The organism is Labilibaculum sp. K2S (genome assembly GCF_030372765.1).
Classification (GTDB): domain Bacteria; phylum Bacteroidota; class Bacteroidia; order Bacteroidales; family Marinifilaceae; genus Labilibaculum.
Genome location: NZ_JAUCMW010000011.1, coordinates 127,488 through 142,146, shown reverse-complemented (window position 1 = coordinate 142,146; position 14,659 = coordinate 127,488). Strand labels below are relative to the sequence as shown.

The window sequence follows — 14,659 nt, the reverse complement described above, 5'->3', positions numbered from 1 at the left end:
CTTAAAGCGGGTGCAAAGATAAATCATTTATTTCATTATATCCTAATCCCTAATCAAAAAAATTTTAAAAAAAATAAAATTGGAAGTTTAGTAGGTGTATACAATCATAAAAAGATTCCTACGACCACCCTACCACTGCCTATAAAATACTACTAAACAACCATTTTATAAATCCACTCTCCGTTGAAAGTGGATGCAAATATAACAGAAGAGTCTCCATACTTCCAAATGTTTTATGAGAAAAAATAAAACAAAAAGTCAAAACACTGATTTACAGCCATAAAAAAAATCACAACCTAGGTTGTGATTTCCAATTCTATCTCAATAATAAGAATTCACTCTAATATATCTTTTACTAATAATTGCTTAAGATTGTAAACCTGCTCCTTGTTTCCTAAAACAAATAGATGAAAAGATTTATCCAAAACTATTTCGGGAGACGGATTATATACATATGCCCCACCTTCATCTTTTAAACCTATTATATTGGCGCCCGATTTATCTCTTACATTTAACTCACGAATGGATTTCCCAACAAAACAATTAGCCAACTCCAAACAACTAACTTCTACTAAATTTACCCCTTTTGTTGATTGTAACAGAATATTATCCAGAAATTCGACAATATCTGGCTGTGCAACCAGTTTTGCCATTTGTTGTCCTCCCAGTCGATCAGGCATAATAACATTATTCGCACCTGCTCTTTTTAATTTATTGTCGGATTGACTTTTCTCTGATCGGGATATAATCTTTATCGTTGAATTCATTTCCCGGGCAGTAAGCACAACATATACATTCTCCGCATCATTTGGGATTGCTGTTATTAATGCTTTTGCATTCGAAATATTTGCCTTATGCAGCACTTCTTCCTGAGTAGCATCTCCCTGAACAAACAATAGTTCCGGAATCAAACGAACATTATCAATACTGCTTTCCTCAGAGTCAACAACAACAACATTTTCTCCATGTGCCATCAATTCAAGGCATGCCTGTTTCCCATTTCTTCCAAAACCACAAACAATAACGTGTCCACTTAATTTCTCTATACTTCTCACGGTTCTATAATCTTTTAAATTTCTACGAAAAACGCCATCTAAAATAAATCTGGTTACTGCTGAAGCTAAATATCCAAATATTCCAAAACTGACGAAAATTAAAAATATTGTAAAAAGTTTCCCTGTATCTGACAACGGATGCACTTCAGTAAAACCCACTGTTGTAATCGTAATCACGGTCATATAGAGGGCATCAATAAAAGTATAGGCATCATTCAAAAACATGAATCCACCTGTACCAATAAGAATTGCCAGTATCAAAAATGACATTGCAATGCTTAATGTACGTATGTTTTCCTCCCAAATTTTCTGTTTATTCATTCGTGCAAGATTAAAATCCAATATAATCATTAAAGCCTTACAAAAACAACGGAAATATTATATTTTCATCAATATAAATCAATATCAACGCTACGAATAATTCTGTTTCCAAATTCACACTGCAAACAATTAAATAAATCGCAATAATTGGACTTCAATTGCAATAAAGCCTGAGAATGATACGCGGACTTTACCTTAACACCACATTCTTTCCATTCCCGAGTAACTGAATTCTCCTCGGCAGAAACTTTATCCAACAAATCACAAGCTTTATCTTTCAATTTTTGAGAGTCATTTACTACCCCATAGAGAAATAAAACAGGGATAACACAATTAATAATTAACCCGTTAATACTCGATTGCCCAAGAATCTTAACTTTTTCATTCGAATCCGATCCGAATTGATAATGAGTTGTCCAGTACTCGGAAGCTTGACAGTCCAATAGTTTTTCGATATCCTCTATTGAATTCGCACAAAGTATTTGTGAAAACAAGGACTGGGAATTATGAACCAAGGCGGCGAATTGCGCAATTCTAACTGTTGGAAAATTGGATGGTCGCAACCGTAACCACTTCCATTGACCAGGAGTCAAAGGTTTCAATTGATATTTATCAGCCAGAAATTCATATTCCAGCTTCAACTTATTAAGATATGTATCTTCACAATTGAATTTTTCAAATAAACCTGACTGGCCAAACAGCAATGCTTCCAATTGGAAAATCGAGTTCTTTTGCCGGGCCAGGAATTTCATTGGAATGGATCTGGCCAACTGTTGAAAGGGATCCGCATTCACTTTCATACCAAAATATCGTGCCAGCACCTGATAAAATGTTTCCTCCCAAGAGTTGTTATTTTGCTCTAAAATGTTTTGAATCTCGTTAGACTTCCGCTCCAAACGTTCCAAAAGCATTCTATCAAGCCAATTCCGAACAAAAAAACTTTCAATCTTACCAATTTCATCCACACAGGGAATCCATTTTTCAGATAACATTAGCTTTCTGTAGTTATTCAATAATTCAGGAGTGAAACGAAGCACCAAACAGGGAATGACGCGATCATTTTTCAGAACAACAGATGAATCATCTTCCAAAACAACATGCAACACAACATTTTCGTATGCCCGATCAGTATGATGCCCATGAGAATACCAGGAAGAAGATTTTAGATGTATTTCTACATTTCCAGCCCAAAGAACATTGTCTATCCTTATTCTTGCATCAAAAAAATCAGGTCCGGAGTCGAAATTTTGTTTTCCGACATCAATAATCTCAATTGCATTTCCTTTTGTGGAGAAAAGACTTGTTTTAGAAAACAGATTCTGTTTCCAAATAAACTGCAGGAAATCTTCATTCATCGAATCAATTTTAAATCATCAAAAATCGAATTTAACAATTTATCATGTGTTTATCAATAAAAAAGGCGGTAAATCATTGATTACCGCCTTGTAAAATATTTAATCTGAATCTATATCAATGATTTCTCTTTAAGCAAAAGCTCCATTTCTTCCTGTAACTTTCTGGATTCCTCCTTAGCAACCTCAGCAAATTTTTCCGAAGAATCAGCAAAAATAATTCCTCTCGAAGAATTCACCAATAATCCGCAAGCATTATTCATTCCATACTTAGCCACCTCTTGCAGGCTTCCTCCCTGAGCACCAACACCCGGAACTAACAAGAAATGTTCCGGAGCAATTTTTCTTATATCACCTAACATTTCAGCCTTTGTAGCTCCAACAACGTACATCATATTCTCTTTCGTGCCCCATTCCTGAGATTTTTCCAGAACTCTTTCAAATAATTTCTGATTATTCTGTTCAAAAAACTGCAAATCGAAAGCTCCTTTATTTGAAGTAAGAGCCAAAAGAATCACCCATTTATTATCGTATTCAAGAAAGGGAGTTACCGAATCTTCGCCCATATAAGGAGCTACGGTAATTGAATCGAAAGGCATATTCTCAAGAAAAGCACTTGCATACATTTTTGAGGTATTTCCAATATCTCCTCTTTTAGCATCAGCGATCAAAAAAATATCTAAATAATTCTCTTTGATGTAGTTTACTGTTTTTTCAAGACTAATCCATCCTTTTGCACCAAGACATTCATAAAATGCAATATTCGGTTTATAGGCAACAGTAAATTCTGCAGTAGCATCAACTATTGCTTTATTGAATTCGAAAACCGGATCTTCAGTATTTAAAAGATGAGCAGGTATTTTCTTTATATCACTATCTAAACCTACACAGAGAAAACTCTTCTTTTTCTTAATTTGCTCGAATAATGCTTGATAATTCATCCGTTATAATTTTAATTTTTCGATCAGATGGAACTTTCCTCAAATTTAAATAATCATACCCAGAATATTGATTATAGAAAAACGGGCGTTTCATTCTTTGGTTGTTTACTAGATATTACAAAAAAGGCAGTGGAGAAACCACTGCCAATATTATTACAAACCACTTTCTTTAAGTCGTTCTGAATTTTCTTCAATTTGAAGCTTATCAATCACCTCCTGAATATCCCCATCCATTGTGGCCGCCAAATTGTACATCGTAAAGTTAATACGATGATCCGTCACCCTTCCCTGCGGAAAATTGTATGTACGGATTTTTGCTGATCTATCGCCGGTAGAAACCATTGTTTTACGCTTGGATGAAATTTCATCAAGATATTTTTGATGTTCCAGTGCATAAATACGGGAACGTAATTCAACCATTGCTTTGGCTAAATTCTTAATCTGTGATTTCTGATCCTGACATGTAACCACAATACCGGTTGGATTGTGAGTTAAACGAATGGCAGAATAGGTTGTGTTCACAGACTGTCCTCCGGGACCCGATGAACAATACGTATCTTTACGAATATCACTATCTTTTACATCGATATCAAATTCTTCCGCTTCAGGAAGAACAGCAACCGAAGCTGCACTGGTATGAACACGACCTTGTGTTTCTGTTTGTGGAACCCTTTGCACACGATGTACTCCCGATTCATATTTTAAAATCCCGTAAACGCCGTTTCCGGTTACGTTCATTACAATTTCCTTATATCCTCCGGAAGTTCCTTCACTAAAACTCGAAACCGAAACCTTCCAACCTTTAGATTCGCAAAACTTTGTATACATCCTGGCCAATTCACCAGCAAAAATACTAGCCTCATCTCCTCCGGCACCCGCACGAACTTCAAGAATAGCATTTTTAGAATCTTCGGGATCAGCAGGTATCAAAAGCAATTTTATTTCTTCTTCCAGCTCAGGAATTTTAACTTCCAATTCTTCCAATTCCATTTTTGCCATTTCGCGCAGCTCCTCATCCGATTCGCTGTTTAAAATTTCCTTTGATTCTTTAATCCTATCAAGAGCATTTCTAAATTCCTTAGCCGCATCCGAAACAGCTTCCAATTCTTTATATTCTTTGCTTAACTTTACATACCTCTTCATGTCTCCCATCACCTCGGGGTCGGTAATCAACTGACTAACCTCCTTGAATCGGATAAGGACACCTTCTAATTTATCGAGTAACAAATTACTGCTCATATTCTGTATTCTAAATTTTGGACAAAATTATAAAAATAAAATCATTTTAAATAAAGCTTTCACTATTTAGATGCTGATTTTTAAGAAATCCACGACTTGAGGCTGTTTTATGAATTATTTGACCAATATTTTCGCGTAGCAAATTATTTATCACTCATTTAAAAATTTTTATTTAATCTAATAAATCTTAATTTTAGAAATGTGGATCTAAACTGCCCAACTAACAGGATTAAAATATTATAATCACACCCTAACCAAACAAACTATGAACAATTTAATGAAGATTACTTTTTCGCTTCTTCTTATTTTATTAGCTGGCAGCTCCAAGGCTGATAATGAAAAAATTAAATTTGGAAAAGTCTCTGTGGAAGAATTGGAAATGAAAGTTTACGAGCAAGACACCAGTGCATCTGCCATTATTTTATATGACAGCGGAGCTTCTTATTTTGAAACTGAAGCCAAAAATGATGATACTGATTTTATCTGTAAATTTGAGCGTCATGTGAGAATAAAAATACTAAAACCGGAAGGCTTTGATTTTGCAACATTTAAAATTCCATTATATCATAGTACAAACGGAGAAGAGAAAATAGGCGCATTAAAAGCAAGAACCTATAATTTAGATGAAAAAATTCTTATCGATAAGTTGGAAAAGAATTCAATTTTTAACGAAGAAACAACTCCAACTATCAAAAGAGTAAAATTTACAATGCCAAACGTAAAAGTAGGCTCTGTTATTGAAATAAAGTATCAAATTTCCTCTCCATTCTATCAAAATTTTAGAGCCTGGCAATTTCAATACAGCATTCCTGTTGTCTATTCAAAATACAACACACGAATCCCAAGTTATTTCAACTATCAGATTACAACAAAAGGATACTATCCCATAAAGAAATTAGATGAAACGAACAGGCCAGAAAATTTTTTGATTAAATACAGAGATAATTCCACAGGAAATATTGATAGCAAAGTACACCAATATACTCTCACACCCAATTCCAATGTTAATGAATACTATGCGGAAAACATTCCTTCGTTTAAAACAGAATCGTACATGCTTGCCGAAGAAAACTACTTAAGCTGCATTGAATTTGAATTGCAATCTTACAAGTATGATTACGGAGTATTGCATAATTTCACTTCCACCTGGGAGGATGTTCAAGACAAACTAATTAAATCAGACGATTTTGGAGGAGCCTTAAAAAAAGATGGATTTATTAAGGACATTCTGCCTGAAATTATTGCTGACGCAAAAAGCGAAGAAGAAAAAACGGTTTTAATTTTCCAAGCAGTGCAGAATACAATTAAATGGAATGAGAAAAAACGTCTGTTTTGCGACAAAAGCTTAAGAGCTATATGGAAAGAAAAATCGGGAAGTTCTGCTGAAATCAATCTACTTTTAGTAGCCATGCTGCGTACGGCTGGAATACAAACGAATCCTGTTGTTTTGAGCACACGACAAAACGGAATTATTCATCCATCGCATCCTACAATAACCCAAATGAACTATGTTGTTGCCTGCGCAAAGATAGGAGACAAAAACTATTTAATGGATGCAACAGATCCCTATTGTCCAATCGGAATTCTTCCGTTTCGATGTTTAAATGACAAAGGCAGATTAATTACCGAAACCAACTCAGAGTGGATCAACCTTAATCCCAGCAAAGGATCAAAAATTGCAATTATGTCGACCCTTAGTCTAACAAAGGAAGGCAAGCTTAAAGGTAAAGTGTCCGAAGCTTTTTATGACTATGAAGGAGTGGATATCAGAAAAAAGATTTCGAATAACACAGACGGTCACACCGAGAAATTAGAATCGGATTATGAAGACTGGAACATTTCAGAAATTGAATATAAAAATCTAGAAGACAAAAATAAGCCCTTGCAAATTAGCTACTCAACAGAAATAGAAAACCTTGTAAACATGGAAGGTGAAAGAATCTATTTGAATCCTATTTTAAAATACAAAACACATGAAAACCCGTTTAAACTGGAACAAAGAGAGTATCCTGTTAATTTTGGATATCCAATAACCGTAAATTACCTGCTAATTTTGGAACTTCCCATGAGTTATATGATTGAAGAACAACCAAAATCTTCTAAAATTACGCTTCCTGATAATGGTGGGGAATACATATACCAAATTAATCAATCTGCTAACAAGGTGATGATTAAATACTCTTTTAACACAGGGAAATCGCAATATTTACCTTCTGAATATGAGTATTTAAAAGAATTTTACAATTATGTTATCACCAAAGAAAACCAAATTTTAGTATTGAAAAAAGTCGAGCCAACCGCAATAAAATAAATCTCTAATTGATTTCAAACAAAAAGAGGCTGTCTTATCGACAGCCTCTTTTGTAGTATATTCCTATGTCTTAATACTCAAATTCTCCAAATTCACTTTTTATCGTCAATTTTTTTCCTGTGTTTGGCTCACAACGGCCAATTATTTGAGCATCTACATTAAATTCTTTTGATATCGAGATAATATTTTCGGCAATTTCCTGTGGAACGTATAATTCAAACCGATGTCCAATATTAAACACCTTATACATCTCATCCCATGAAGTTCCGCTCTGTTCTTTTATCAGTTTAAACAAAGGAGGAACCGAAAACATATTGTCCTTAACGATATGAATATTGTCAACAAAATTAAGCACTTTCGTTTGAGCACCTCCCGAACAGTGAATCATCCCATGAATTTGAGATCGAAATTGATCCAAGATTTTTTTAATAATCGGTGCGTAGGTTCTGGTTGGAGAAAGCACCAATTTACCTGCATCAATATCAACTCCTTCAACTTTATCAGTTAATTTACAGTTCCCTGAGTAAACTAATTCCGCTGGCACAGCATTGTCATAACTTTCAGGATATTTTTCGGCCAAATATTTTGAAAATACATCATGACGCGCAGAGGTAAGGCCATTAGATCCCATACCTCCATTGTATTCTGTTTCGTAAGTTGCCTTCCCTGATGATGACAAACCAACAATTACATCGCCAGCCTGGATTTTTTCATTGGTAATTACGTCTTCTCTTTTCATTCGGCAGGTAACCGTCGAGTCGACAATAATGGTTCGAACTAAATCTCCTACGTCAGCAGTTTCTCCACCTGTAGAATGAATATTAACTCCCATTTTACTATACTCAGCTAATAATTCTTCTGTTCCGTTAATAATCTGAGAAAGAACTTCTCCCGGAATCAGGTTCTTATTTCTTCCAATTGTGGATGACAAAAGAATATTATCAACTGCACCAACACAAAGCAAATCATCCAAATTCATGATCAATGCATCCTGAGCAATCCCCTTCCACACAGAAATATCTCCTGTTTCCTTCCAATACATGTAGGCAAGAGATGATTTTGTTCCTGCGCCATCGGCATGCATAATATTACAATAATCTGCATCGCCGGTAAGATAATCGGGAACAACTTTACAAAATGCATTTGGATACAATCCCTTGTCCAGATTTTTAATTGCACTATGCACATCTTCCTTCGAAGCTGACACTCCTCTAAGGTTATATCTTTCGTCTTTTCTCATGGTTGTTTAGATAAAAGGTAAAAGCAACAAGCAAAAAGATTAGAATTAGAAGACTTTAAATCGCTCAATAGCAAACACCTAAAATAGTCTCACTCACTCTTACTTACTCATTTACTTCTTCAATTTTTTTGCTTCGGCAAAGGTAATCTTTTTCCCTTTATTGTAAGCGATTACAAATGCATTAATTCCAGTTTCACTAATCTTACCTGCTTCAGCCTTGGCTTCTTCCAAATCATCAAATATTCCGGTAGTGTATCTCAACGTAGAATTATCCACGCTTCCGCGGAAAACAACTTTGTATTTTTGAAGTATTGGCGGCATTGTGTTTTTATTGAACGCTCCTATCTGAACGGTATAGAAAACACCTTTAATTTCTGATAAATCTTTTATTAATGTATTCCCTATTTGATTGGAATCAGATCCTGGTTTTACTTTAGAATTTGGCCCCGGCTGATAATCTGTTGACAGCACTCTAAAATCGGTTCTGCGATTCAACTGATTAGCCTCTTCCTTCTCTTTCTCTTTCAGTTTACTGATAAAAGATTCGCTCAGCACATCACCTTCCGCTAAAAAGTTAAACTTTTTTGCCTTCACCGCATTAATTGTCTGAGGTTTCGATTCTCCATAACCATGAGCTATTAATCGATCCCAATAGATTCCTTTCTCTATTAAGTAATCGACAACAGACTGTGCTCTTTTCTGAGAAAGATCGCGGTTTGTAGACTCACTTCCAACATAATCGGTATGCGATCCCAGTTCAATCGTAATTTTAGGGTTATCATTTAATGTTTCCACCAAACCATCCAAAGCAGTTTTAGATTCTTCTCTTAATTGCCAAGATCCAAAATCGTAAAATATATTTGGCAATTCAATTGGTTTTTCAATCGGTTTTAAACCAATAACTGATTTAAAATTACGGCTGATTTCTATTCCTAAAGTGCTCACCTGCTCTTTGCCATTTAGATATCCTTCAGCTGAAACCATTACAATGTATTCCGATTCAGGATCAAGCTCCACATTAAATTGCCCGTCTTCAGTAGATTTACTATCCATTTGCTCACCATTCGAAGAAACGATATGAACATCTGCATTAGCAATAAATTCGTTTGTTTCAGAGTTTACAATTTTCCCCGAAAAAGAAAACTGCAAAGGCACATAATCAAATCTATAAATATCGTCGTTGCCGTTTTTTCGCGAAGATGTAAACATTCCCTTCTCCTGATCAGGCTGGAATACTATTGCAAAATCATCGGCAGTCGAATTGATTGGATATTTCATATTCTCCACTTTCCACACACCGGTTTCCTGCCGTTTTGCCTGATAAATATCCAAACCGCCCATACCTTCTTTACGGTCAGAAGTAAAGAATAAATCGCCATTGTTCTTTATGAAGGGGAACAACTCATTGTTTGGTGAATTGATTGGCCGACCCATATTTTGAGGTTCACTCCAACTGCTTCCACTCTTTTTTGCCATCCAGATATCATTTCCTCCGTAACCTCCAGGCATATCGGATACGAAATACAGAATATTACCATCAGCCGAAATAGAAGGGTGTCCCACGGACAGACTATCCGGAACCAGATCAAGTTGAGCGACACTTCCCCAGCCATCTTCCTGCCTTTGCACAACAAATATTTTTGTTCCCTGATTGTCTTTAGTTATTTTTCGAGAAGAAGTAAAATACAACACATCTGCCTCAGGAGAAAAACATGCAGCACCTTCGTTCCATTCAGAATTAATTGTATCTCCCACACCACGAGCCTTGCTCCATTGATAAGTATCAACAATTACTTTTCGTGATGTTGCCTCTCTCCCTTTTCTCTTTTTACTCTTTCGGATCACTTCATTGGAATAATGCGATTCAAAAATATTTGAATGAAAATCTCCGGTCACACCATCTTTTTTCGGCTTACCATTCAACTTTCTCGTTGAAGAGAAAAAGATAACATTCGTATCTTTCCCCATATAAACAGGACAAAAATCGCTGCTCGAAGAATTAAAGTCATTTAATATCTCAACTTTATATCTTCCCGGATACTCTTCCCACGTGCTAATTCTTTTTAAGATCTGAGAAGGATCATTCTCTGCTTTTGCTTCGGGCTTTAGATCCTGATACTCCCAGAAATTTTCCTCGGCCTCTTCCATTTTCCCATTTTTCACTTCAGCATAAGCTAAATTTAAAACTGCATTTGAGAAAGTATCCCGGTTTAATATGGCTCTTCGATACCATGAGGAAGCCTTACGCACCTCATTTACCTGATCGAAACAAGAAGCAGCTTTAAATGCAATATCAGCTTTAGCTTCTTTATCCTTTGACTTTTTGTAAGCCTTTTCGTACAAACCTTGTGCATAATAATACTGTCCGGATTGAACCATTTTATCGCCTCGATTTACGTAGGATTGCGAAGAACAGGAAACAAATACTCCCAGAATAATAAAAATACAGATATTGGAAAAAAGCTTCATCAGATGAGTTTAAAATTCAATTATTGTACTAACAAGGTATAAAAATAATTATTTTATTCCAGTGGTCAATGTTTTGTTAGTAGAGATAAACATTTCTTATATAAAACAGAAAAGGATGTTCAAGTAAATGAACATCCTTTTGCAATTTTTATTGTTGTCTCGACTAGTTATTGAATAACAATTCACGATATTTTGGCAATGGCCACATTTCGTTATCAACGACCAACTCCAACTTATCAATATGATATCTGATACTAGAAAGGTAAGGACGAACTTTTTCATCATAAGCCGTAGCCATTTCCATACCTTCTTTCAATACATTACATGCTTTACGAGCATCAATCATCTCTCTCACTTTAGCTTTAATTGAACTAATGTGAACCGAAATTTCTTTAATTAACTCTTTACGTGCACCAGACAATTCTTCATACTCACTGTTGGTAAAGATATCTCTTAAGCCCTGAACGTTTTGAATTAGCTTAGTTTGATAAGCAACAGCCGTTGGCACGATATGGTTAATTGCCAAATCTCCAAGAACACGAGCTTCAATTTGAATTTTCTTAGTGTATTTTTCTAATTCAACTTCAACACGAGCTTCCAATTCTTTCTCTGTCATTACTCCACTTCCAATCAAAGACTTTCTAGCTGCTGGATCAAGATACTTAGAAATTGATTCAGGAACACTTGTAATATTTGTTAAGCCTCTTTTCTTAGCTTCTACTACCCAATCTTCAGAATAACCATCTCCATTAAAACGGATTGGCTTGCATTCAATGATCATTTTCTTAAGAACCTGGAAGATTGCTTCATCTTTTTTGATTCCTTGTTCGATTAAAGCATCTACTGCAATTTTAAATTCTCTTAACTCAACAGCAACAGCCGCACTTAAAGCTGTCATAGCCGCAGCGTTATTCACTGAAGATCCAACAGCACGGAACTCAAAACGGTTTCCTGTAAATGCAAATGGCGAAGTACGGTTACGATCTGTATTGTCTAAAATAATTTCAGGAATTCTGCCAATACCCAATTTTAAAGCTGTTTTTTCATCAGGTGTCATTTTTCTTTCACCAACTTCCTCTACAATTCTATCCAACATACTTGAAACTTCATCTCCAAGGAAAGCTGAAATAATTGAAGGTGGTGCCTCATTAGCACCTAAACGGTGACTGTTTGATGCTGTAAGAATTGAAGCACGCAACAAATCCTGATTTTTATATACAGCCATCAAAGTATTTACAACAAAAGTAAGGAATTGAATATTCGCTTTAGGGTTTTTACCTGGAGCTAAAAGAACAACACCTGTATCGGTTCCTAATGACCAGTTATTGTGTTTACCTGATCCATTAATACCTGCAAATGGTTTTTCGTGGAAAAGAACACGGAATTTATGGTGACGGGCAACCTTTTTCATAACATCCATAACCAGCTGATTGTGGTCATTGGCAAGGTTAGCTTCTTCATAAATAGGTGCCAGCTCAAACTGATTTGGAGCCACCTCATTGTGACGGGTTTTCACAGGAATTCCCAATTTATGACATTCAACTTCCAATTCCATCATGAAAGCGGTAACACGCTCTGGGATTGACCCAAAATAATGGTCATCCAACTGCTGATCTTTAGACGAAGAGTGTCCCATTAAAGTACGACCTGTTAAAACCAAATCAGGACGAGCCAAATATAAAGCTTCATCAATTAGGAAATATTCCTGTTCCCATCCTAAATTGGTATGAACTTTAGTTACATTTTTATCGAAATACTGACAAACAGGAACAGCGGCCTCGTCAACTGCAGCTAATGCTTTCAGTAACGGCGCCTTGTAATCAAGAGCCTCTCCTGTGTAAGATATAAATATAGTAGGAATACAAAGAGTAGTACCAACAATAAAAGCCGGAGATGATACATCCCAAGCTGTATAACCACGGGCTTCAAATGTTTGACGGATACCTCCTGAAGGGAATGAAGATGCATCAGGTTCCTGCTGAGCTAACAAACTTCCAGAAAAATTTTCGATCATATGACCACCATCACCATAATCGATAAAACCGTCGTGTTTTTCAGCAGTTCCATCTGTTAATGGCTGAAACCAGTGAGTGTAATGAGTTGCTCCTTTTTCAATGGACCATGCTTTCATACCTGCAGCAATACCATCCGCCATTTTTCGATCTACAGCCAAACCTTTTTGATTTGCAGTCATTACTGCACGGAAAGCCTCTTTAGAAAGATACTTTCTCATAGATTCTACATTAAAAACTAATTCCCCATAATAATCAGTTACCTTATTTGAAGGAAAATGAACCGCTTTAGGTTCTCTTTTAAGTAACTCCCCTAACGCTTTAAATCTAATTGTGGTCATAAACGCAAAAATTTTAGTTGTTGATATTTTAATCCGTATTGAAAAAAAGGGGTACTCAGCAAAAAAATATTTAATTTTTACTCAACACCCCCCTTTGTAATGGTACAAATGTGAATAAAATAATTCAATTTCACAATTCTACTTGCAAAAAAAACAGCCTCAACCAAACAAAAAAACGATAAAAACAGGATCAAAACCCCTTATTTTTATCGTTTGCGCTTAAAATTTCAGTTTTTTTCAAAAAAAACCTACTTTTTATCTGACCAATGGAATTTTAGGAGCATTTTTCCGAATAACGTCCTTGACATCCTTTTTTGAGCCTATCAATTCATAAAATTTGAGGATATACTCTGTTAATCCATGCCTATTCTCTTCATTTAAATATTCGCATTGTGAAATCAATTCCAGAAATACTTCCTTCAGTTCATTAAAATCTGTAAAAGCAGCATTCTGTTCCTCATCGCTCCATCTGTAACCTTTATATTTTCGTTTGTACTTTGCATCAGAAGCTATCGTAGGATCCAAGGTGAAATAAGTATGATTGATTATTCCCGACCAATCAAAATCGAAAGGTACTGCAACTGGAATGCTCTGTTCATCCACCGACAAAATATCAATATTGTGCAACCGACAAACATCCCAGTCTGAATTTCCAATCATCAACTGAAACAAAGACAGCATTACCATATTCTTTCGAAGAATATTGTATTGCTTTAAATTTTTATAATGCAGTATCACTTTCCCGTTTCGGGTGGCAAGGTCATTTTTATCTTCCAGAAAAAAACCAAACTTACTAATGGTATCACTAGTAAGGCTATCTATGAATGAAACTTGTGATAAGCGAACCCTATAACTGTGTTCGTCGATAAGGTTATACATCTTGTAGATCAGATATTCTTTTATGGTGTTCTGCTCAAATCCATCCTCGTAAGACTGGCAATGACTTACGTACTTTAACTTGCTTTGCCCTTCGAACTCAGTTCCTGTTACACTTTCTACGGGCAACTTAAATCGTAATGGCGGAAAATCGCAGTTTTGTTTTCGTCTTCGGAAATTTCCCCGGGTCATTACTTCAACATCTATCTTATTCCCTAGTTGCTTCTCATTCTCAATTAACCGCAATTCGCATTTATGATACTTCCGATCCTCACCAATATCATTTAGCAAATTGGATAAATTAGTTTTTAATTCGAACTCAAGGAGCTTTTCGTTTTTAAACAATGGCAATTGCAACAAGCTGTCTCTATCCTTTTTGGAAACAGCACTAACTGGAATCGAATAGAGAAATATCAATAAGATTAAGAAGGCTTTTGTGAAAAAACATTTCTTGTTATTATTTTTTAGCCCAATTGTATTCAACAGTCTACTCATTGCATTA

9 protein-coding genes are annotated in these 14,659 nt (G+C 35.6%); 1 reads left to right on the top strand and 8 read right to left on the bottom strand.

From position 1 onward, the window contains the following. Positions 1-335 precede the first annotated feature (335 nt). The 4 genes from QUH73_RS13475 to prfA all read right to left on the bottom strand — a co-directional run bounded on the left by QUH73_RS13475 (position 336) and on the right by prfA (position 4,908). Positions 336-1,376, bottom strand: a complete 1,041-nt coding sequence (locus tag QUH73_RS13475; RefSeq protein ID WP_289530960.1) for a potassium channel family protein — start codon at positions 1,374-1,376, stop codon at positions 336-338. A 68-nt stretch (positions 1,377-1,444) separates the two neighbouring features. Continuing rightward, entirely contained in the window at positions 1,445-2,731 is a 1,287-nt protein-coding gene (locus QUH73_RS13470) for a DUF2851 family protein (protein WP_289530959.1), read from the bottom strand. A gap of 110 nt (positions 2,732-2,841) precedes the next feature. Further along, positions 2,842-3,669 (bottom strand): orotidine-5'-phosphate decarboxylase, encoded by an 828-nt coding sequence (gene pyrF, locus QUH73_RS13465; protein ID WP_289530958.1) that lies wholly within the window; start codon positions 3,667-3,669, stop codon positions 2,842-2,844. A 153-nt stretch (positions 3,670-3,822) separates the two neighbouring features. Further along, complete coding sequence (prfA, locus tag QUH73_RS13460; protein WP_289530957.1) at positions 3,823-4,908, bottom strand: peptide chain release factor 1; 1,086 nt, start codon at positions 4,906-4,908, stop codon at positions 3,823-3,825. Positions 4,909-5,173: 265 nt separating this feature from the next. Here prfA and QUH73_RS13455 point away from each other — a divergent pair, with 265 nt between their 5' ends. Beyond that, positions 5,174-7,219 carry a DUF3857 domain-containing protein gene (locus QUH73_RS13455; RefSeq protein WP_289530956.1) on the top strand — a complete coding sequence of 682 codons (2,046 nt, stop codon included), beginning with the start codon at positions 5,174-5,176 and terminating at the stop codon, positions 7,217-7,219. Between the two features lie 70 nt (positions 7,220-7,289). On the opposite strand, the gene QUH73_RS13450 is transcribed toward QUH73_RS13455, so the two are convergent. From QUH73_RS13450 to QUH73_RS13435, 4 genes are all read right to left on the bottom strand, one after another. Further along, positions 7,290-8,459, bottom strand: a complete 1,170-nt coding sequence (locus tag QUH73_RS13450; RefSeq protein ID WP_289530955.1) for an AIR synthase related protein — start codon at positions 8,457-8,459, stop codon at positions 7,290-7,292. A gap of 111 nt (positions 8,460-8,570) precedes the next feature. Next, on the bottom strand, positions 8,571-10,928 hold the full coding sequence (porE, locus tag QUH73_RS13445; protein WP_289530954.1) for a PorE family type IX secretion system protein: 2,358 nt from the start codon (positions 10,926-10,928) through the stop codon (positions 8,571-8,573). Between the two features lie 163 nt (positions 10,929-11,091). Next, the gene (locus tag QUH73_RS13440) at positions 11,092-13,281 is read right to left on the bottom strand and encodes a glutamine synthetase III family protein (protein WP_289530953.1); all 2,190 of its coding nucleotides are present in this window, start codon (positions 13,279-13,281) and stop codon (positions 11,092-11,094) included. A 255-nt stretch (positions 13,282-13,536) separates the two neighbouring features. Then, on the bottom strand, positions 13,537-14,652 hold the full coding sequence (locus QUH73_RS13435) for a hypothetical protein (protein WP_289530952.1): 1,116 nt from the start codon (positions 14,650-14,652) through the stop codon (positions 13,537-13,539). Positions 14,653-14,659 lie beyond the last annotated feature (7 nt).